We start from the raw sequence: 17,286 nt of genomic DNA, 5'->3' as shown, positions 1-17,286 counted from the left end.
GCCGTCAATGCGCGCTTTGCCTGCTTTTGTGACCACTTTGGTCGCCGCGCTTTTGCTTGTTTGGACCACAGCACCAGCCCGCGCCGCAACGCTGATCCGCGACAGCGACATCGAAAATGCGCTCGCTCGCATGGCTGCCCCCGTTTTGCGGGCCTCAGGGCTCGGTGGAACCGTTAAAATCCTGCTCATCGACGACAACAGCCTGAACGCCTTTGTGATCGACAGCGGGCATATCTACATTCACACCGGCCTGATGATGCGCCTCGACACGCCTGAAAAACTTCAGGGGGTGGTTGCGCATGAAGCAGCCCATATCGCAAACGGCCATCTAACACGTCGCATGGCCAATCTCGACAGCGCCCGCACCGCCGCAGGGCTTGGCCTAGCGCTGGCACTCGCCGTGGCGGCCGCAACGGGCCGCGGCGACGTGGCTGCGGGCCTTGCTCTTGGCACGCAAACCTCCGCTCAACGCCAGTTCCTCGCACACACCCGCGCCGAAGAAGCCTCCGCCGATCAATCCGGCATCCGCTATCTGGCTTCCGCCGGCATTGACCCCAGCGGCCTGATTGCGGTTCACAAAATCTTTGAAGGTCAGGAACACCTCAACGTCACCCGTCAGGATCCCTACATGCGCTCCCACCCGCTGACGCGGGACCGCATTCGCGCCACCGAGCGTTTTGTGGCGGCCTACTCGGGCAAGTCAAAACCGCAACCGGAACTGGACTACTGGTACGAACGCGCCCGCGCCAAGGTTACCGCCTTCAAGCGCCCCGTGAAATGGACATTCCAACGCTATAGCGAAAGCCCCTACGAGGATGTCCGTCACATGCGCCTTGCGGTAGCCTATCACCGTCAGCAGGACCGCGCCAAGGCACTCAACCACATCGAAAAAGCAATCGCACTGCGTCCCACGGATGCGCAATATTACGACCTCAAGGGTCAGATCCACCTGCAATCCCGCCAATTCCAAGACGCGGTCACAGCTTATCGCAAAGCCGCTGATCTGGCTCCGCGCGACGGCCTCATCCTCGGTAATCTGGGCCGCGCGCTGATGACCGTGGACCAGAACAAAGAAGCGCTGACTTATCTGGAAAAATCCCGCGACCTCGATTTCCGCAACATGCGCGTTCTGCGCGACCTCGGATTGGCCTATGCGCAGGTTGGAAACAACGGTATGGCGTCGGTCTCAACCGCGGAACGCTATGCCCTTGCAGGTCGGCTCGAAGACGCCGAAATTCACGCCCAACGCGCTTTGGGCCTTCTGCCGCGCGGCTCAAGCGCCTATCGCCGTGCTGATGACATTCTGGCCGCCGCCAAGCGTGCCAAAGCTAAAAAACGATAACGGAGTTGTTCCCATGAAACGTATCCTCGCCACATCCGCCTTGGCCCTGTCCATCGCCGCAGCGCCTCTTGCCGCCTTTGATCTGTCCTCCATGTCAGACGAAGAGCGTGCCGCCTTCCGCGCCGAAGTCCGTGCCTACTTGCTGGACAATCCACAGGTCATCATGGAAGCCGTCGCTGTTCTTGAGGAACGCCAGGCCGCTGCACAGGCCGCGGGGGACGTGGCGCTGGTGTCCTCCCATGCCGACCAGATTTTCAACGACGGCTTTAGCTGGGTCGGCGGCAATCCAGAGGGCGACATCACGCTGGTTGAATTTGTCGACTACCGCTGCGGGTATTGCCGCAAAGCCCATGACGAAGTTGCTGAACTCGTGAAATCGGATGGCAACATCAAGCTGATTGTCAAGGAATTCCCGATTCTGGGCGAGGCCTCTGTCGCCTCCTCCCGCTTTGCCATCGCGATGAAGCAGCTGCACGGGGCTGAGGCCTACAAGCAGGCGCATGATGCCCTCATCACCATGCGCAAAGACCCGTCTGACGCCACCCTGTCCAAACTCGCCACCAGCCTCGGATTTGACGGCGATGCGGTGATTGCCCGTATGGAAAGCGAAGAGGTCAACGCAGAACTGGCCGCAACGCAGCAACTGGCCCGCGCCCTGCAAATCTCCGGCACGCCGACATTTGTCATGAAGGACGAGCTGCTGCGCGGCTATCTGCCGCTGGAAAACATGCGCGCTCTGGTCGCCGACAAACGCGGCTGACATCCTACGGGGGTGCGTCCTGCGCGCCCCCAACACCAACGCCCGACCGATGCCTTCACAAACGCCCGAGCGCCAAAACGCACCGACGCAATACCGACGTTTTACCGACGCAGCACCGACAGTGGTTTTTCTTTGATTTTCAGATTGTTAATGACTGAAACTTAAAGCGTTACTCAGCAGCATCTTCCGCCGCTTTTACCGCTTCGATTTCCGCTGCCTTGGCTTCGACCTGCTCAACGATGTGATCCACCATCGCCTCATTGCTCAGCTTGTGGCTTTGCTTGCCCGCCAAATACACCATGCCCGACCCCGCGCCGCCGCCGGTGAACCCGACATCGGTCATCAGCGCCTCACCTGGTCCGTTGACCACACAACCGATGATCGACAGGCTCATTGGCGTGTGAATGTGGGCCAGTCGCTCTTCCAGGGCTTCAACCGTTTTGATCACATCAAACCCCTGCCGCGCACAGCTCGGGCAGCTGATGATGTTCACCCCACGGTGGCGCAAACCAAGGCTCTTGAGGATTTCAAAACCGACTTTGACCTCTTCCACAGGGTCCGCACTCAGGCTCACCCGCAACGTGTCACCAATGCCCATCCACAAAAGCTGACCCAGCCCGATCGCTGATTTGATCGTGCCGCTGACAAAGCCGCCAGCCTCGGTAATCCCGAGGTGTATGGGCGCATCAGTGGCGTCCGCCAGCATCTGATACGCGGCCGCGGACATGAACACATCCGACGCCTTCACCGAGATCTTGAACTCGTGAAAATCATTGTCCTGCAATATCTTAATATGATCCAGCCCGCTTTCGACCATCGCGTCGGGGCAAGGCTCGCCGTATTTGTCCAACAGATGCTTTTCCAGCGATCCGCCATTCACCCCGATCCGGATCGAACAGCCATGATCGCGCGCCGCCTTGATGACTTCCTTGACGCGTTTCTCATCACCAATATTGCCCGGATTGATCCGCAAACAGGCCGCTCCGGCCTCTGCCGCCTCGATGGCGCGTTTGTAGTGGAAATGGATGTCCGCCACGATCGGCACAGGGCTTTCTTTGCAGATTTCCTTCAGCGCGGTGGTCGCCGCCACATCCGGAGCAGAGATGCGCACAATATCCGCGCCGGCCTCTGCCGCGGCCAGTACCTGACCAAGCGTGGCTTTTACGTCGCCGCTGTCGGTGTTGGTCATGGTCTGCACCGCAATCGGCGCGTCGCCTCCAACAGGCACATTGCCGACCATAATCTGCCGTGACTTGCGCCGCTCGATATTCCGCCAGGGTCGAATGTGGTTCATAGACATGAAAAAGCCCCTCACCATTGGGTTTGGGGCCTGTCTAATCTCTGTTGCTGTTGGGTGCAATGCGCCGTGTGATCACGGGCGTGTCACTCGTCCTCGACAATCACGTTCTGCGCGGCAGCCAGCGCCACAATCCGCGCCAGTTCAGGATCGCTGTTCAGATCCGCGACCTCAAAATCCTGCTGCAAACTATTGAGTTCCAAAGCCAAATCTCGAACCGTTCCTGTGCCTTCACCGGCCGGACCATAGATTTGGCCGCCAATTTTGAAATACACCGACCCCGACATGCCCGCGCGCAGCGTCGGCGCATCTTCGGTTGCAGGAAGGGTATATTCTTCTCCGGCATCCAGAATTTTCTCAAACAAAACCGTGCCTTCAGCCGAGCGCACACGCACCCACGCAGGGCGCACCGCCATCAGCACAACATCAGGCGTTCCGTCAGCCACAACCTGCGGCACGATGATACCCGCCGGTTCCGGCGAAATCTCTGCAAGCACAGGGGTTTCCGGTGTGAACAACCCCAACGTGTCGGGGCTCAGCTGTGAAATCGGCGCATCCCGCGCAACCAGCACAGGCACATCCAGCGCTTGCGGGCGATACAGCCGATCCAGCGCTTCGCTTGGAGGCGTATAAAGTCCTGCTGCCTGCGTGGCGTCCTGCTGCGGACGATCAACATCCGCACGCGCAGTTTCAACCGGATCAAGATCCGCCAGAACCACTGGCGCCTGCTCTACCGGAGCAAGGGTAACGCGTTGAATTTCATTAAGAACACTCCAACCGCCATAGCCGATGGCCGCAATCAACGCGACCAGAACCAAGGACGATCCGATGGCGCGCGGCTCTACGCGGGACAGGATCGAATCCTGCATCGGCGCAAAGGGCGTGTTCGGAGTGGCAAAAGGATCAGCGCCGTTGCCAGTGGCCACCACCGGCTCGCGCTTGCGAATGGTCGAGGCCGCAGCCGACATGCCATGCGCCGTGGAAAAGCCGCTTTCTTCACAAAACTGGGAAAACGCCTGTTCAGGATCGAGGTTCAAATACCGCGCGTAGGACCGCACGTAACCTGCAATAAACCCCGGAGTTTCAAAGGCGGAAGGATCACAATTTTCGATGGCGGCGACATATGCGGCGCGAATGCGCAATTCCCGTTGAACATCCAGCAACGATTTCCCCATCGTCGCACGCTCACCGCGCATCATATCGCCCAGACGAACATCAAAGTCGTCATAGCCCTTGGGCCGTGTTTCTACGTCTTCGGTTTTGCGCTTCGCCTTGCGCCCGATCATGCCATACGCCCCATCGTAATGCCGATCCGTTTGCCTATATCGTCGATTCGGACCGGTCCCTGTTGTTACCACGATCCTAACAGAAAATCGTAAAAATCACAGGGCGCGGTAAATCAACCCGCCATATCGGCACGATTCAGCGCACAGTGGCTCCACAGAGCGTCCATCCCATTGATAAGCTTGTCCATTTCATTCGGACCATGCACCGGCGACGGAGTGAAACGCAGCCGTTCTGTGCCCCTTGGCACCGTCGGGAAGTTAATAGGTTGCACGTAAATTCCGTAATCCGACAACAGGTGATCGGACAGAACTTTGGTGTGTACCGGATCGCCAACAATCACCGGAACGATGTGGCTGCCGTGATCGATGATCGGCAGACCAAGTCCCTTGAGACGCAGTTTCAGGATTTTGGCCTGAGTCTGATGCTGGTCGCGCAGATCCTGATCTTTCTTCAGATGCGCGACCGACGCCGCCGCCCCTGCGGCCACCGCCGGCGGCAGCGACGTGGTGAAAATGAAACCCGGCGCATAGGACCGCACGGCGTCGCACATTTTTTCCGACGCAGCGATATAACCACCCATCACACCATAGGCCTTGGCCAAGGTGCCATTGATGATGTCGATGCGATGCGCAAGACGGTCACGCTCAGTGACACCACCGCCACGCGGGCCATACATGCCCACCGCGTGTACCTCATCGATATAGGTCAGCGCACCGAATTCATCCGCCAGATCACAGATTTCCTCAATCGGGCCGAAATCGCCATCCATTGAATAGACCGATTCAAAGGCAATCAGCTTGGGCGCCTGCGGATCATCCGCTTCCAGAAGCTCGCGCAGATGGGCCACATCATTGTGACGGAAAATCCGCTTGGCTCCGCCATTGCGGCGCACGCCTTCAATCATGGACGCGTGATTCAACGCATCCGAATATATGATCAGGCCAGGAAACAGTTTGGGCAACGTGCTCAGGGTTGCGTCATTGGCAATGTAAGCGCTGGTAAACAGAAGCGCCGCTTCCTTGCCGTGCAAATCTGCCAGTTCGGCCTCAAGCCGTTTGTGATAAACCGTAGTGCCCGAAATATTGCGAGTACCGCCCGAACCGGCGCCGGTGGCATCAATCGCTTCGTGCATGGCCGCAGTCACAACCGGATGCTGCCCCATTCCAAGATAATCGTTACCACACCAAACGGTGATCGGCTGCGACGTGCCATCAGGACGGGTCCAGGTGGCGTGTGGGAAATTGCCATGCTGGCGTTCAATGTCGATGAACGTGCGATACCGACCTTCCTCATGAAGATCGTTCAGCGCTTTATCCAGCTTCGCCGTGAACTCTGCTTTGTGCTCCACAGGGGCTTCCCTTCGCTATCTTGTCCGGCACAGCTTTCACGCTGACCTTCATATTGGCTGATGCAACGACACCCAGTGTAACGCCACACCCTCTCTCCGAGCAACAAATTGCTTACCAGATCGACTAAGGGCCTTGATATCGATCAAATTCCTCTTTTGCGAGGCTGGACAGTGCAAAACCCGGTGATAGGCTCCCGCAAATCGTCGCACCAAAGGGTTAACGGTGCGTGACCAACCCCACGAAGGAGACCGCCATGTCGCTTGACGCAATACTTGCCAGAATCGATCAGGATATGCCCGAAGCCATCGACCGCCTATTCGAGCTTCTGCGCATCCCGTCGGTTTCCACTGACCCCGCCTACAAGGATCATTGCGATGCTGCCGCGGATTGGTTGGTTGCGGACTTGCAAAGCATTGGGGCAACGGCGGAAAAACGTGTCACCCCGGGGCATCCGATGGTTGTGGGTCATGTCGACGGCGACGGCCCGCATTTGCTGTTTTACGGTCACTATGATGTGCAACCGATCGACCCGATCGAACTTTGGGATCGCGACCCGTTTGATCCGGAACTGCAAGACACCCCGGCTGGCAAAGTGATCCGCGCCCGTGGCGCGTCCGATGACAAAGGCCAGCTCATGACCTTTGTTGAGGCCTGCCGCGCATGGAAAGCCATTCACGGCACCCTGCCCTGCAAAATCACCTTCTTTTTTGAAGGCGAAGAAGAAAGCGGGTCGCCGTCTCTCGTGCCTTTCATGCAGGAAAACGCCGACGAGTTGACCACTGACATCGCCCTGATCTGTGACACCGGCCTGCACGAAAGCAAAGTGCCCGCCATCACCACCATGTTGCGCGGCCTACTGGCCGAGGATTTCACCATCACCGGCCCCACCCGTGACCTGCATTCCGGCATGTATGGCGGCGTGGCGATGAACCCGATCCGCGTCCTGACCAAAGCGCTTGGCGATTTGCATGACGAAAACGGCGCCGTCACTCTGGACGGATTTTACGACGACGTTCCCGAATTGCCGGACGAAGTGCGCGCGCAATGGCAAAGCCTCGGCTTTGACCACGCCACCTTCCTTGGCGACGTTGGCCTCACAACCCCCGCGGGCGAGAAGGACCGCACCCCGCTTGAGCAAATCTGGTCTCGCCCCACCTGTGACGTGAACGGCATTTGGGGCGGCTATACGGGCGACGGTTTCAAAACCGTTCTCCCCTCCGAAGCCTCGGCCAAAGTTTCTTTCCGCCTTGTCGGACAACAGGATCCGGACAAGATTCGCGAGAGTTTCCGCAAACACCTCGAAAGCTACATGCCCGAAGGCTTTACCGTGGACTACCGCACCGAAAAGGGCTCGCCGGCCTCGCAGATGTCTATTGCCAATCCGGCCTTTGACAAGGCCCGCAAGGCCCTGTCTGACGAATGGCCTTATCCTGCGGCCTATGTCGGCAGCGGCGGCTCAATCCCGATTGCCGGTTTCTTCAAGGATCTGCTGGGCGTGGATGCCATGCTTGTTGGCTTTGGCAAGGATGATGACCAGATCCACTCTCCCAACGAAAAATACGATCTGGAGAGCTTTCACAAAGGTATCCGCTCTTGGGCCCGCATTCTGGATGCACTCAGCGCCTGACACCGACGAAAGCCGCCCTTTTACAAACAACAAGCGCGCCCGTTCCGGCGCGCTTTTCTTTTTGTGCCAGACCGATCGCTCTAGTCGATCCAATCGCTGGCGAAGGGCAGCATCAGCCCCGTGGTAATCGGCGCACTCACGCCCGTTGTTGCCACATCCACGGTATGGAGCGTAGCCGACGCACCGGTCATATCCAGAAACAGAATCTTGCTGCCATCTGGCGCCCATACAGGCTGCACAGCCCCGCTGCCCGCAGCCGAGATGGTCAACCTCCGCAGATTGTCTCCGACGCCATCTCCATCCTGATCCTGCGCATCCATGACGTAAATATCGCGGATGCCAGTATTGGCATTGTCGCGGTTGGAGGCAAAAGCGATCATACTGCCATCCGGTGAAAACCTTGGCATCTCGTTCAACGCAGCGACGCCGCCGAGCGACAGCAGACCACTGCCGTCACGATTACCTAGAATGATTTTGCGGTCCAACGGCCCGTCTTGGCGCAGAAAGACGATCTGCTGCCCGTCTGGGCTACAATCCGGCGCGTATTCATCGGCAGGAGAGGCAACAACGACACTATGGTTGTCGCCTTGCATGTCCCCGTCCGAGTCCGCCGCATCGATTTCGACAATATCCCCCCCTTGAGACAGCAATATGCGATCCGCCCCGCACCAACTGGGACTTTCCTCATAGACTTCGAAATTGGCGCTCAGGCGCACCTCGTTGCTGCCGTCCGAATCTGCGAGATAAAGCTCCGTTTCGTTTCCGTAAGTCGGATCGTCCCTGTGCCGCATCGAAGCAAAGACCATCCGATCACCACTCGGCGAAATTCGCGCATCGAAGTTGTCCCATTCTTTGTCCGGCGCGGAACTGGTGATCGCCCCCGCTGCGGTTCCGTCGGCTTTGCTGGCAAAGATGTTCTGCACCGCCCGCCCGTTTGGCGCGACGTGGCTAACCGCAGAAAAGAAAATGCGTTCATTGGCATTGACCTTGTCGACCTTGGCCTTTGCACCGGTGCAGACAACATGCACCTGCACCACTGCCTGGGCCACGCTGTCGCTGATATTGCGCACATCCACCCGCCACTGGTCCGTCAGGGCAAAATGCGAGGGATAGCTCTTGGTCACGGCAAATCGGTTGGCGTTGTTGAGAATCTGAAAACCGCCTGAAACCAACGCCCCGCTGTCGCATCCCTTCAGCGCGTGAAGCTCCTCGTTGGGGGCAAGCGGCTTGATGAATTTGGACGTCTCAAAATGATACGCCTGCGCGCTCACCTGCGTTGCCGCCAATACAAAACCAGCCGCTGCTAAACCTTTAAACCACATCCCTCGTTACCTCCCAAACAAAGCCCTATGCCCTGCCAAGGTCCGTCAAAGGACGTCAATCTGTCAAGAAAACGCGCGACTCCGACCGCGACCCAACACGCAAAACGTGTTTGATCAGCATTTGAGCAGTGCTCAAATTTGACATTAACCATCTGAAAAGAGAGAGAAAGTGGCGCGGTTGACGGGGCTCGAACCCGCGACCCCCGGCGTGACAGGCCGGTACTCTAACCAACTGAGCTACAACCGCGCTTTTGCCTTTCGGCGTGTCCCTATAACCCGGGTCCAGGGCTGGCAGCGATGGCGCGGTTGACGGGGCTCGAACCCGCGACCCCCGGCGTGACAGGCCGGTACTCTAACCAACTGAGCTACAACCGCTCGCTGCCGCGTCTGGGCGTGTGCCCGTCAGCGTGTGGCGTGGTTTATGCTGAGCGCTCTTGCGCGTCAAGCGCATATCAACACCCAAATCAAAGATTTTTTCTGACCACTGAAATCCGCCGCTCAGGGTCAGCTCAATGATGAGCAAACTCCTGCTCACGACTTTGAGAACTGAAAAGGATGTGTTTAGATATGGTTACTGAAACGAGTCACTTTTCAAAGGATTTACTGCCATGAAACCGATCTACGCCGCTCTCTGCCTCGCAGGCCTCACACTGGCCGCTTGCTCGCAGCCCGAGCCGACCCCCGTCTATATGCAGCCAAACTTCGACAAAGCCGGCAACGCCAGCTGTGACGTAGGCTATGCTCTGGTCACAACCGAAACAGGCTCCGTAGCCTGCGCACCGGCGACCTGATAGCCCATCGAACACGAAACGACGAGGGCGCCCTGCGGGGCGCCTTTTTGTTTGCGTGCTCGCACAAAAAACAAAGCGGACCTGCGTCGCGAGAACCAACTGTAACAGATTGAAAGCGGGGGAATGGTGGGTCGTGAGAGGCTCGAACTCCCGACATCTTCGGTGTAAACGAAGCGCTCTACCAACTGAGCTAACGACCCGGTGGAGCAGCGTTTAAACCTGTCCAAAGGGGAGCGCAAGAGGCTTTTTGAAGAAAAATTCCTCTTGGCAAAAAAATCCGTTTTCCCAACAGCCCGACAGCCAAAACGACAACGGGCGCTCAACCTTTTCAGGGAGCGCCCGTTGCGTAACATGGTGGGTGATAAGAGATTTGAACTCCTGACATCTTCGATGTGAACGAAGCGCTCTACCACTGAGCTAATCACCCGGTGCCGCGCTGTCTAGCGTCACTCAGCAGCCTTCGCAAGAGCCTCATCGTCACTTTTTGCGTCGTCTTCCGCAGCCTCGTTCACGTGCTTGCGGCGCAGCTTGGCAACGATGACCTGCCCGTCCGCCAACGCCTTGGTCCGCTGCACTTTTACACGACCCAAAGGCGGCATCTGCAAGGATCGTCCCTCTTCAAGAACCTCTCCGAGAATTGCCAACGCGGCTTCGATCGCCGGCTTGGCATAGCGCTTCTTGATGCCGGACCGGTCCACAACCGCATCTACCAATTCCCGTTTGCGCATATCCGGAAGCTCGGACACCACCGATGTATCAGGTTTTGCGTCCTTTTCAGCGGCGCCCGCCACAGGACGTGTGGTGGTTTTGGGCAATGGCGCGGAAACTGACGCGCCAGAACTGGCGGTTTTGCCAACCATCGACGCTTTGGTCGTGCTGCGACCGGACGTGGTCTTTTTGGTGGTGGTCGTGGTCTTGCTGCGCGTCGCGGTGGATTTGCGCGTGCTGGTGGAGGGTGCTTTTGCCATTTTGTCCTCACTCTTTTGTCCGTCGCATACCTCTGCGACCGATCATTACTGCTCAGCACTACCCTATCAGGCGAACCCGAAAAAAACCACTGAAATTACAAACCCTTGTCGATCACAGCCACAAGACACACAAAATGAGCCATCCCCAAAACGCAAAACGCGCCCCCAATAGGAGGCGCATTCCGCATTCATTTTCTAGTCCGATGATCAGTGCGCGGTCGCAGAGGCCCCCTGCTCCGCCTTGAGCGCGGCGGCGGCGGCTTCTTCAGCGGCCTCGTCCCACTCAATCGCTTCGGGCTCTTCAACCAAAGCCAGCTTCAGAACTTCGGAAACATGCTTGACCGGAATGATTTCCAACCCGTCTTTCACGTTATCCGGAATATCCGCCAGATCCTTCTCGTTCTCCTGCGGGATCAGCACCGTTTTGATGCCACCACGCAGCGCCGCAAGAAGTTTCTCCTTCAGACCGCCAATCGGCATCGCGTTGCCGCGAAGGGAGACTTCGCCAGTCATCGCGATATCTTTGCGCACCGGAATGCCTGTCAGCACCGACACAATCGACGTCACCATCGCCAGACCGGCAGACGGCCCATCTTTGGGGGTCGCGCCATCGGGCACATGCACGTGGATGTCGATCTTGTCAAAGAGCGTCGGCTTCACCCCGATCTGGGGCGAGATGGACCGCACATAGGAACTGGCCGCGTCGATGGATTCCTTCATCACATCGCCAAGCTTACCCGTGGTCTTCATCCGCCCCTTACCAGGCAGCTTCAGACCTTCGATGTGCAGCAGATCGCCGCCCACAGACGTCCACGCGAGGCCGGTGACAACACCCACCTGATTTTCGTCCTCGGCCAGACCATAGCGGAACTTCTTCACGCCAAGAAAATCATCCAGATTGTCCTCGGTCACAGAAACGGTTTCCGCATCGCCTTTGACGATCTTGGTCACGGCCTTACGGGTCAGCTTCGCCAACTCACGCTCAAGGTTCCGCACGCCCGCCTCGCGGGTGTAGGTGCGCACGATCTCTTGGATGGCTTCGTCCGACACTTCGAACTCGCCCTTCTTCAGACCGTGATTCTTGATCTGCTTATCGATCAGGTGCTGACGCGCTATCTCGCGCTTCTCGTCTTCGGTGTAGCCAGCCAGCGAGATGATCTCCATCCGGTCCAAAAGCGGACCCGGCATATTGTAAGAGTTCGCCGTGGTCAGGAACATCACGTTGCTGAGGTCGTATTCCACCTCAAGATAGTGATCCACAAAGGTGCCGTTCTGCTCGGGGTCCAGAACCTCAAGCATTGCCGACGCCGGATCACCACGGAAGTCCTGCCCCATCTTGTCGATTTCATCGAGCAAGATCAGCGGGTTCGTGGTTTTCGCCTTCTTCAGCGCCTGAATGATCTTACCGGGCATAGAGCCGATATAGGTCCGGCGGTGGCCGCGAATTTCGCTCTCGTCACGCACGCCACCAAGCGAAATGCGGATGAACTCGCGTCCAGTTGCTTTGGCCACGGATTTACCAAGCGAGGTCTTACCGACACCCGGAGGGCCCACAAGACACAGGATCGGGCCCTTGAGCTTCGCAGACCGCTGCTGAACAGCAAGGTACTCAACGATGCGCTCTTTGACCTTCTCCAGACCATAGTGATCCGTATCCAGAACCGACTGCGCAGCGTTCAAATCTTTCTTCACGCGACCGCGCTTGCCCCACGGAATGGACAACATCCAATCCAGATAGTTGCGCACAACCGTGGCTTCGGCCGACATCGGCGACATGTTCTTGAGCTTCTTAAGCTCGCCCTCAGCCTTCTCTTTGGCCTCTTTGGAGAGCTTGGTCTTGCCAATCTTCTCCTCAAGCTCGGCAATCTCGCCCTCGCCCTCTTCGCCGTCGCCAAGTTCCTTCTGAATGGCCTTCATCTGCTCATTCAAATAGTACTCGCGCTGCGTCTTCTCCATCTGGGTTTTGACGCGGGTTTTGATCTTTTTCTCGACCTGCAAAACGCTCATCTCGCCCTGCATCAGGCCAAACACCTTCTCAAGGCGTTCGCTGACCGACAGCGTTTCCAACAGGTCTTGCTTCTGCTCAACTTCAATGCCGAGATGACCCGCCACCAGATCTGCCAAGCGCGCTGGTTCTTCCGCGTCCTCGACAGCGCTCAGCGCCTCTTCGGGGATGTTTTTCTTAACCTTGGCGTAGCGCTCAAACTCGTCGCCCACCGAGCGCAGCAACGCTTCAATGGTCGCCAGATCGCCGGGCATTTCTTCCAGACGCTCGGCACGCGCTTCGAAATAGTCGTCATTGTCGATGTAATCGACAATCTTCACACGGCTCTGGCCTTCCACCAGCACCTTAACGGTGCCATCGGGCAGCTTCAGAAGCTGCAGCACATTCGCCAGCACGCCTGTGCGGTAAATGCCGTCGGCATCGGGATCATCCTCAGCGGGGTCCACCTGGCTCGACAGCAGAATTTGCTTGTCATCGGCCATCACCTCTTCAAGCGCGCGGACCGATTTGTCCCGCCCCACAAACAGCGGCACGATCATATGCGGGAAGACCACAATATCGCGCAGCGGCAGGACAGGATATGAAGGATTAAGAGGCTCTAACATGAGTATTCCTTGTTCTAGCAAAGCGATCCGGGTCCCTCTTCTAGGCAACCGCTCGTCCGCTTTCCGTTTCCTCGGCTTACTGAAATGGGGGTATGAACCGCCCGTTTCAACAGCCTGAATTTTTGTTGGCTCCCACAATGCCTTTACCGGACCAAAGGAACAAGGCGCGAAAGCGGACTATTTGGAATTTATTTTGGCTGCGGTCAGGTCAAAAGCATCCTGACCGGTGGCGTTGGCACAACGGCACGGGAACCATCGCGCCCTGCTCTTGGCAGGGCGCCGTCCCCGTCACTCTGCGGGGCGTAAAATGGCGGTCTCGACCATAAACAACACAGTCTCAGGGCTTTTGAGGGTCAGCTCAGAGATTTCCAGAACCCGATCGTCGAAATACGGCACCAAGGTGATCGTTCCATAGACTGTAACGCCGCCTTCAAACTCGGGCAGATCGATCTGCAATTGCGGCAGATCTTCAGGGCCGCACAACGTGTCACTCAACAGATCGGCAATATCTGCGCGCTCTGTAGTGTCGAGCATGTCATCCACCCGATCCACGTCATAGGGCTTGGGTGTCATCCAACGCATCTCAACCGGCTCGCCCATGATACTGTCTACAAAACCGGACTGAAACGCACCTTCCGCGCTGATTGCTGTGCCAAATGCCCGCGCCGGACGCACGAAAGACGTGTCCGCGCCTTCAACCGACGTGCTGCCTTCGCGCACCCAGTTGCCCGCGAGCCGTTCATAAACTTCGGCCGGTTCAGTGACTCCACAGAACCCCTCCGCCCACGCTCCGGCGGGCGCCAGCGCCATCACCGCAATCGCAAAAAACCGTTTCATTGTCGTCACCTTAGATTGGCTCGATGTCACCCTGCGCCCGCTGCGCATGGAAGTCCGCTTCCCAAACCGCAAAAGTGCCCGCCGCAATCGCGTCGCGCATCCCTTGCATGATTTCTTGGAAGTAATGCAAGTTATGCCAGGTCAGCAGCATGCCCGAAATCATCTCGTTGCTGCGGAACACATGATGCAGATAGGCCCGCGAATAGTCGCGACACGCCGGACAGCTGCACTGCTCGTCCAAAGGCCGCGGATCATCCTGATGCCGCGCGTTCTTGATGTTGACCACACCATGACGGGTAAACACCTGCCCCGTACGACCAGACCGACTGGGCAGAACACAGTCCATCATATCGATCCCACGCTTCACCGCGCCGACGATATCATCTGGCTTGCCGACCCCCATAAGATAACGCGGCTTGTCCACCGGCAGCATATCAGGCGCATAGTCCAGACACCCGAACATGCCCTCCTGCCCCTCGCCCACAGCAAGGCCGCCTACGGCATAGCCATCAAATCCGACCTCTTTGAGAGCCTCCGCAGACTCTTCGCGGAAGTCCTTCTCAAGGCCGCCTTGCTGAATGCCAAAAAGCGCGTGCCCAGGGCGATCCCCAAACGCGTCGCGGCTGCGCTTGGCCCACCGCATCGACAAGCGCATGCTTTCGGCAATCCGGTCACGATCTGCTGGCAACGCAGGACATTCGTCAAAGCACATCACAATGTCAGAGCCCAAAAGCTTCTGGATCTCCATCGACCGCTCTGGCGTCAACTCGTGTTTGGAGCCGTCGATATGGCTTTTGAATGTAACACCCTTCTCGGTCAGCTTGCGAAGCTCTGCCAATGACATCACCTGAAACCCGCCTGAATCCGTGAGGATGGGACGGTCCCAGTTCATGAACTTGTGCAAGCCGCCAAGCCGGTCAATCCGCTCCGCCGTCGGACGCAGCATCAAGTGATAGGTGTTGCCAAGCAATATGTCCGCCCCCGTCTGCCGCACGCTTTCGGGCATCATCGCTTTGACGGTCGCTGCCGTCCCCACAGGCATAAACGCCGGCGTACGGATGTCGCCCCTAGGTGTGGAAATCACACCCGTACGGGCCTTCCCGTCGGTGGCATTCAAGGCAAAGGAAAATCTCTCGGTCATCACGGTCACAAACTGCTAGAATGGGCAAAATTTCAGGGAAACCGCTCCGTTCAAGGGGATTTCCGGTCAGGTTTCCCCTCCTTACGCCTTTGTCGCGACCTTGTAAAACACTGGCCATAGGCCACATACTAAGTCATGAAAACACAACAACAATTCCAACAAAACAGAGAGACTCTATGGAAGATCTGATTTTCAGCCTCCTGTCACAGAATATCGTCCTAATTTTGTCGGCGGTCTTCTTGATCGTCATCATTCTCAAGGGCGTGCGCATCGTGCCCCAGTCCGAAAAGCACGTTGTTGAACGCTTCGGTCGTTTGCACTCTGTGCTTGGCCCTGGCATCAATTTTATCGTTCCGTTTCTGGACGTTGTGCGGCACCAAATCTCCATTCTGGAGCGCCAGTTGCCTAATGCAACGCAGGATGCAATCACCAAAGACAACGTGCTGGTGCAAATCGACACCTCGGTCTTTTACCGCATTCTTGAGCCCGAAAAGACCGTGTACCGTATCCGAGACGTCGACGGCGCCATTGCCACCACCGTGGCCGGCATCGTACGTGCGGAAATCGGCAAAATGGACCTTGATGAGGTGCAATCCAACCGCGCAAGCCTGATTGCCTCCATTCAATCCATGGTCGAAACCGCTGTGGATGACTGGGGCATCGAAGTGACCCGCGCCGAAATCCTCGACGTCAACCTCGACCAAGCCACCCGCGACGCCATGTTGCAACAGCTCAACGCCGAACGCGCCCGCCGCGCACAGGTGACAGAGGCAGAAGGCACCCGCCGCGCCGTGGAACTGGCCGCCGACGCAGAGCTTTACGCGGCCGAACAAACCGCCAAAGCCCGCCGCATCAGCGCGGAGGCCGAAGCCTACGCCACCGAAGTTGTGGCCAAAGCGATCAAGGAAAACGGTCTTGAAGCCGCGCAATATCAGGTCGCCTTGAAGCAGGTCGAAGCCTTGAATGCGCTTGGCAATGGTGAGGGCAAACAAACCATCGTCCTGCCCGCCGCCGCGCTTGAAGCCTTTGGCGACGCCTTCAAACTTCTCAAGGGAGGCTCCTGATGGCAGACCTGATGGCAACATGGTGGGTCTGGCTCGCCGCCGCTTTGGTGCTCGCCATTCTGGAAGTGCTGGCACCGGGATTTGTGTTCCTCGGCTTTGCCATTGGCGCGGCAGTGATGGGTGTGATCCTCTTGGTTGCAGGTCAATCACTGTCGATCCCGATGATCCTGTTGATCTTTGCGGCTCTGTCATTGGTCGCATGGCTTGTCCTGCGACGCGTCTTTGAATTGCCGGGCGGTCAGGTCAAAACCTTCGATCACGACATCAACGATTAAGGGCACGCCACAGGACGCGTTTCCTAGTAAGATCGAACAGGGCTCAAATCCCATCGGGGTTTGGGCCCTTTTTTATCCTTTCCCCCAAACACATGCTGGCGGTGATTTTGGCACCATTCCCCCTCTGGACCTTATCAGTCTTATTTCCTATATAAATCTCTCAGGAATTAGGATGACACGGAATTACAATGACACATGCGCCAGATCAGGACCCAGTCGAAGGCACACCATTGATTGCGCCCTCCAGCGTGGATCACCCGCTGCATGAGCAGCTCGTAGAGGCCTGCCGCAGCGTTTATGATCCTGAAATTCCGGTCAATATCTATGACCTCGGCCTGATCTATACCATTGCCATCAATGACGAAAACGACGTCAACGTGATCATGACCCTGACCGCACCAGGTTGCCCTGTGGCCGGAGAAATGCCCGGCTGGGTACAAGAAGCCGTGGCCGGCGTCGGCGGTATCCGCAACGTCGAGGTCGCGCTGGTCTGGGAACCCCCATGGGGCATGGAAATGATGAGCGACGAAGCCCGTCTTGAACTCGGCTTTATGTAATTCCGTCACCTAAAGTTTAAAAATCCGTCACGCGACCTGCATGGGCGCGTCACACTGCC

15 protein-coding genes and 4 tRNA genes are annotated in these 17,286 nt (G+C 57.6%); 7 read left to right on the top strand and 12 right to left on the bottom strand.

Going from position 1 to position 17,286, the window contains the following annotated elements; all coding sequences use genetic code 11:
• Positions 1 to 7: 7 nt before the first annotated feature.
• Together BM069_RS02045 and BM069_RS02040 are read left to right on the top strand one after the other, a co-directional pair.
• Positions 8 to 1,342 (top strand): M48 family metalloprotease, encoded by a 1,335-nt coding sequence (locus BM069_RS02045; protein ID WP_093319619.1) that lies wholly within the window; start codon positions 8 to 10, stop codon positions 1,340 to 1,342.
• Positions 1,343 to 1,355: 13 nt separating this feature from the next.
• The gene (locus tag BM069_RS02040; RefSeq protein WP_093319617.1) at positions 1,356 to 2,102 is read left to right on the top strand and encodes a DsbA family protein; all 747 of its coding nucleotides are present in this window, start codon (positions 1,356 to 1,358) and stop codon (positions 2,100 to 2,102) included.
• Positions 2,103 to 2,271: 169 nt separating this feature from the next.
• Here BM069_RS02040 and ispG read toward each other — a convergent pair whose 3' ends face one another.
• The 3 genes from ispG to hemA all read right to left on the bottom strand — a co-directional run bounded on the left by ispG (position 2,272) and on the right by hemA (position 6,034).
• Positions 2,272 to 3,402: a flavodoxin-dependent (E)-4-hydroxy-3-methylbut-2-enyl-diphosphate synthase gene (gene ispG, locus BM069_RS02035; RefSeq protein WP_093321226.1), complete on the bottom strand. Its 1,131-nt coding sequence runs from the start codon at positions 3,400 to 3,402 to the stop codon at positions 2,272 to 2,274.
• A gap of 83 nt (positions 3,403 to 3,485) precedes the next feature.
• Entirely contained in the window at positions 3,486 to 4,685 is a 1,200-nt protein-coding gene (locus tag BM069_RS02030; RefSeq protein ID WP_093319614.1) for a helix-turn-helix domain-containing protein, read from the bottom strand.
• A gap of 113 nt (positions 4,686 to 4,798) precedes the next feature.
• Positions 4,799 to 6,034, bottom strand: coding sequence for a 5-aminolevulinate synthase (gene hemA, locus BM069_RS02025; RefSeq protein ID WP_093319612.1), 1,236 nt, complete (start codon positions 6,032 to 6,034; stop codon positions 4,799 to 4,801).
• A 254-nt stretch (positions 6,035 to 6,288) separates the two neighbouring features.
• Here hemA and BM069_RS02020 point away from each other — a divergent pair, with 254 nt between their 5' ends.
• The gene (locus BM069_RS02020; protein ID WP_093319609.1) at positions 6,289 to 7,662 is read left to right on the top strand and encodes a M20/M25/M40 family metallo-hydrolase; all 1,374 of its coding nucleotides are present in this window, start codon (positions 6,289 to 6,291) and stop codon (positions 7,660 to 7,662) included.
• 80 nt (positions 7,663 to 7,742) lie between these two features.
• On the opposite strand, the gene BM069_RS02015 is transcribed toward BM069_RS02020, so the two are convergent.
• From BM069_RS02015 to BM069_RS02005, 3 genes are all read right to left on the bottom strand, one after another.
• A complete protein-coding gene (locus BM069_RS02015) occupies positions 7,743 to 8,984 on the bottom strand; it encodes a TolB family protein (protein WP_093319606.1) in 1,242 nt (413 codons plus the stop codon).
• Between the two features lie 170 nt (positions 8,985 to 9,154).
• Positions 9,155 to 9,231 (bottom strand) — tRNA-Asp (locus BM069_RS02010).
• A gap of 51 nt (positions 9,232 to 9,282) precedes the next feature.
• Positions 9,283 to 9,359: transfer RNA gene (locus BM069_RS02005), tRNA-Asp, on the bottom strand.
• Positions 9,360 to 9,592: 233 nt separating this feature from the next.
• Here BM069_RS02005 and BM069_RS02000 point away from each other — a divergent pair.
• Complete coding sequence (locus BM069_RS02000; protein WP_093319603.1) at positions 9,593 to 9,775, top strand: hypothetical protein; 183 nt, start codon at positions 9,593 to 9,595, stop codon at positions 9,773 to 9,775.
• A 124-nt stretch (positions 9,776 to 9,899) separates the two neighbouring features.
• Here BM069_RS02000 and BM069_RS01995 read toward each other — a convergent pair.
• From BM069_RS01995 to tgt, 6 genes are all read right to left on the bottom strand, one after another.
• A tRNA-Val gene (locus BM069_RS01995) sits at positions 9,900 to 9,975 on the bottom strand.
• A 152-nt stretch (positions 9,976 to 10,127) separates the two neighbouring features.
• A tRNA-Val gene (locus BM069_RS01990) sits at positions 10,128 to 10,202 on the bottom strand.
• Between the two features lie 19 nt (positions 10,203 to 10,221).
• Positions 10,222 to 10,743, bottom strand: coding sequence for an HU family DNA-binding protein (locus tag BM069_RS19970; RefSeq protein ID WP_244503500.1), 522 nt, complete (start codon positions 10,741 to 10,743; stop codon positions 10,222 to 10,224).
• Positions 10,744 to 10,950: 207 nt separating this feature from the next.
• Entirely contained in the window at positions 10,951 to 13,353 is a 2,403-nt protein-coding gene (gene lon / locus BM069_RS01980; protein ID WP_093319601.1) for an endopeptidase La, read from the bottom strand.
• A gap of 288 nt (positions 13,354 to 13,641) precedes the next feature.
• Complete coding sequence (locus BM069_RS01975; RefSeq protein WP_093319598.1) at positions 13,642 to 14,190, bottom strand: hypothetical protein; 549 nt, start codon at positions 14,188 to 14,190, stop codon at positions 13,642 to 13,644.
• 10 nt (positions 14,191 to 14,200) lie between these two features.
• Positions 14,201 to 15,331: a tRNA guanosine(34) transglycosylase Tgt gene (tgt, locus tag BM069_RS01970; protein ID WP_093319596.1), complete on the bottom strand. Its 1,131-nt coding sequence runs from the start codon at positions 15,329 to 15,331 to the stop codon at positions 14,201 to 14,203.
• A 176-nt stretch (positions 15,332 to 15,507) separates the two neighbouring features.
• Between tgt and BM069_RS01965 the strand changes: the two genes are divergently transcribed.
• The 3 genes from BM069_RS01965 to BM069_RS01955 all read left to right on the top strand — a co-directional run bounded on the left by BM069_RS01965 (position 15,508) and on the right by BM069_RS01955 (position 17,227).
• Positions 15,508 to 16,395 carry an SPFH domain-containing protein gene (locus tag BM069_RS01965; RefSeq protein ID WP_093319593.1) on the top strand — a complete coding sequence of 296 codons (888 nt, stop codon included), beginning with the start codon at positions 15,508 to 15,510 and terminating at the stop codon, positions 16,393 to 16,395.
• The gene (locus tag BM069_RS01960) at positions 16,395 to 16,670 is read left to right on the top strand and encodes an NfeD family protein (RefSeq protein WP_093319589.1); all 276 of its coding nucleotides are present in this window, start codon (positions 16,395 to 16,397) and stop codon (positions 16,668 to 16,670) included. Before BM069_RS01965 ends, BM069_RS01960 begins: the two co-directional genes overlap by 1 nt.
• Before the next feature lie 188 nt (positions 16,671 to 16,858).
• Positions 16,859 to 17,227 carry an SUF system Fe-S cluster assembly protein gene (locus BM069_RS01955; RefSeq protein WP_093319587.1) on the top strand — a complete coding sequence of 123 codons (369 nt, stop codon included), beginning with the start codon at positions 16,859 to 16,861 and terminating at the stop codon, positions 17,225 to 17,227.
• Positions 17,228 to 17,286: the final 59 nt, after the last annotated feature.

Origin of the sequence: Shimia haliotis, assembly GCF_900114415.1 — a bacterium.
Classification (GTDB): domain Bacteria; phylum Pseudomonadota; class Alphaproteobacteria; order Rhodobacterales; family Rhodobacteraceae; genus Shimia; species Shimia haliotis.
This window is presented reverse-complemented; position numbering and strand designations above follow the sequence as displayed.

What these genes read in the sequence shown, in the direction of transcription:
- BM069_RS02045 (WP_093319619.1), top strand. Translation starts at nt 8, where the DNA reads ATGCGCGCTTTGCCTGCTTTTGTGACCACTTTGGTCGCCGCGCTTTTG.
- BM069_RS02040 (WP_093319617.1), top strand. Translation starts at nt 1,356, where the DNA reads ATGAAACGTATCCTCGCCACATCCGCCTTGGCCCTGTCCATCGCCGCA.
- ispG (WP_093321226.1), bottom strand. Translation starts at nt 3,402, where the DNA reads ATGTCTATGAACCACATTCGACCCTGGCGGAATATCGAGCGGCGCAAG.
- BM069_RS02030 (WP_093319614.1), bottom strand. Translation starts at nt 4,685, where the DNA reads ATGATCGGGCGCAAGGCGAAGCGCAAAACCGAAGACGTAGAAACACGG.
- BM069_RS02020 (WP_093319609.1), top strand. Translation starts at nt 6,289, where the DNA reads ATGTCGCTTGACGCAATACTTGCCAGAATCGATCAGGATATGCCCGAA.
- BM069_RS02015 (WP_093319606.1), bottom strand. Translation starts at nt 8,984, where the DNA reads ATGTGGTTTAAAGGTTTAGCAGCGGCTGGTTTTGTATTGGCGGCAACG.
- BM069_RS02000 (WP_093319603.1), top strand. Translation starts at nt 9,593, where the DNA reads ATGAAACCGATCTACGCCGCTCTCTGCCTCGCAGGCCTCACACTGGCC.
- BM069_RS19970 (WP_244503500.1), bottom strand. Translation starts at nt 10,743, where the DNA reads ATGGCAAAAGCACCCTCCACCAGCACGCGCAAATCCACCGCGACGCGC.
- lon (WP_093319601.1), bottom strand. Translation starts at nt 13,353, where the DNA reads ATGTTAGAGCCTCTTAATCCTTCATATCCTGTCCTGCCGCTGCGCGAT.
- BM069_RS01975 (WP_093319598.1), bottom strand. Translation starts at nt 14,190, where the DNA reads ATGAAACGGTTTTTTGCGATTGCGGTGATGGCGCTGGCGCCCGCCGGA.
- tgt (WP_093319596.1), bottom strand. Translation starts at nt 15,331, where the DNA reads ATGACCGAGAGATTTTCCTTTGCCTTGAATGCCACCGACGGGAAGGCC.
- BM069_RS01965 (WP_093319593.1), top strand. Translation starts at nt 15,508, where the DNA reads ATGGAAGATCTGATTTTCAGCCTCCTGTCACAGAATATCGTCCTAATT.
- BM069_RS01960 (WP_093319589.1), top strand. Translation starts at nt 16,395, where the DNA reads ATGGCAGACCTGATGGCAACATGGTGGGTCTGGCTCGCCGCCGCTTTG.
- BM069_RS01955 (WP_093319587.1), top strand. Translation starts at nt 16,859, where the DNA reads ATGACACATGCGCCAGATCAGGACCCAGTCGAAGGCACACCATTGATT.